The organism is Flavobacterium silvisoli, assembly GCF_004329815.1.
Classification (GTDB): Bacteria; Bacteroidota; Bacteroidia; order Flavobacteriales; family Flavobacteriaceae; genus Flavobacterium; species Flavobacterium silvisoli.
Genome location: NZ_SJPE01000032.1, coordinates 1 through 2,145, shown reverse-complemented (window position 1 = coordinate 2,145; position 2,145 = coordinate 1). Strand labels below are relative to the sequence as shown.

Sequence of the window (2,145 nt, the reverse complement as noted above, 5' to 3'; positions counted from 1 at the left end):
CAGGTACTTATACCATTGTAGCTACTGATGCTAACGGATGTACAGATGCTAAAACAGTAACCATCACTATTCCAACCAAAGTTGAATTAACAGCTAATGGAACTAACCCATTGTGTTTTGGTGGTTCAGGTTCAATTACATTCAGCGCTACAGGCGGAACAGGAGCTAAAACGTTTACGGTTAACGGTAACGCAGCTACTTCACCATTCACAGCATCAGCTTCAGGTACTTATACCATTGTTGCTACCGATGCCAACGGCTGTACCGATACCAAACAAGTAACCATTACCATCCCAACTAAAGTCGAATTGACGGCTAACGGTACCAACCCATTGTGTTTTGGTGGCAGCGGATCAATTACCTTCAGCGCAACGGGAGGAACAGGTACTAAAACCTTTACGGTAAACGGGAACTCAGCTACCTCGCCATTCTCGGCTTCGGCTTCCGGTACGTATACTATTGTCGCTACCGATGCCAACGGCTGTACCGATACCAAACAAGTAACCATCACCATCCCAACTAAAGTCGAATTGACGGCTAACGGCACCAACCCATTGTGTTTTGGTGGCAGCGGATCAATTACCTTCAGCGCAACGGGAGGAACAGGTACTAAAACCTTTACGGTAAACGGGAACTCAGCTGCCTCGCCATTCTCGGCTTCGGCTTCCGGTACGTATACTATTGTCGCTACCGATGCCAACGGCTGTACGGATACCAAACAAGTAACCATCACCATCCCAACTAAAGTCGAATTGACAGCTAACGGCACCAACCCATTGTGTTTTGGTGGCAGCGGATCAATTACCTTCAGCGCAACGGGAGGAACAGGTACTAAAACCTTTACGGTAAACGGGAACTCAGCTGCCTCGCCATTCTCGGCTTCGGCTTCCGGTACGTATACTATTGTCGCTACCGATGCCAACGGCTGTACGGATACCCAACAAGTAACCATCACCATCCCAACTAAAGTCGAATTGACAGCTAACGGCACCAACCCATTGTGTTTTGGTGGTTCAGGTTCAATTACATTCAGCGCTACAGGCGGAACAGGAGCTAAAACGTTTACGGTTAACGGTAACGCAGCTACTTCACCATTCACAGCATCGGCTTCAGGTACTTATACCATTGTAGCTACTGATGCTAACGGATGTACAGATGCTAAAACAGTAACCATCACTATTCCAACCAAAGTTGAATTAACAGCTAATGGAACTAACCCATTGTGTTTTGGTGGTTCAGGTTCAATTACATTCAGCGCTACAGGCGGAACAGGAGCTAAAACGTTTACGGTTAACGGTAACGCAGCTACTTCACCATTCACAGCATCAGCTTCAGGTACTTATACCATTGTTGCTACCGATGCCAACGGCTGTACCGATACCAAACAAGTAACCATCACCATCCCAACTAAAGTCGAATTGACGGCTAACGGCACCAACCCATTGTGTTTTGGTGGCAGCGGATCAATTACCTTCAGCGCAACGGGAGGAACAGGTACTAAAACCTTTACGGTAAACGGAAACTCAGCTACCTCGCCATTCTCGGCTTCGGCTTCCGGTACGTATACTATTGTCGCTACCGATGCCAACGGCTGTACCGATACCAAACAAGTAACCATCACCATCCCAACTAAAGTCGAATTGACGGCTAACGGCACCAACCCATTGTGTTTTGGTGGCAGCGGATCAATTACCTTCAGCGCAACGGGAGGAACAGGCACTAAAACCTTTACGGTAAACGGAAACTCAGCTACCTCGCCATTCTCGGCTTCGGCTTCCGGTACGTATACTATTGTCGCTACCGATGCCAACGGCTGTACCGATACCAAACAAGTAACCATCACCATCCCAACTAAAGTCGAATTGACRGCTAACGGCACCAACCCATTGTGTTTTGGTGGCAGCGGATCAATTACCTTCAGCGCAACGGGAGGAACAGGTACTAAAACCTATACGGTAAACGGAAACTCAGCTACCTCGCCATTCTCGGCTTCGGCTTCCGGTACGTATACTATTGTCGCTACCGATGCCAACGGCTGTACGGATACCAAACAAGTAACCATCACCATCCCAACTAAAGTCGAATTGACAGCTAACGGCACCAACCCATTGTGTTTTGGTGGCAGCGGATCAATTACCTTCAGCG

Annotated in this window: 1 protein-coding gene; it reads left to right on the top strand. The window is 48.0% G+C overall.

From position 1 onward, the window contains the following. On the top strand, positions 1-2,145 hold a 2,145-nt coding region (locus EZL74_RS13040), incomplete at both ends, for a beta strand repeat-containing protein (RefSeq protein ID WP_394345868.1).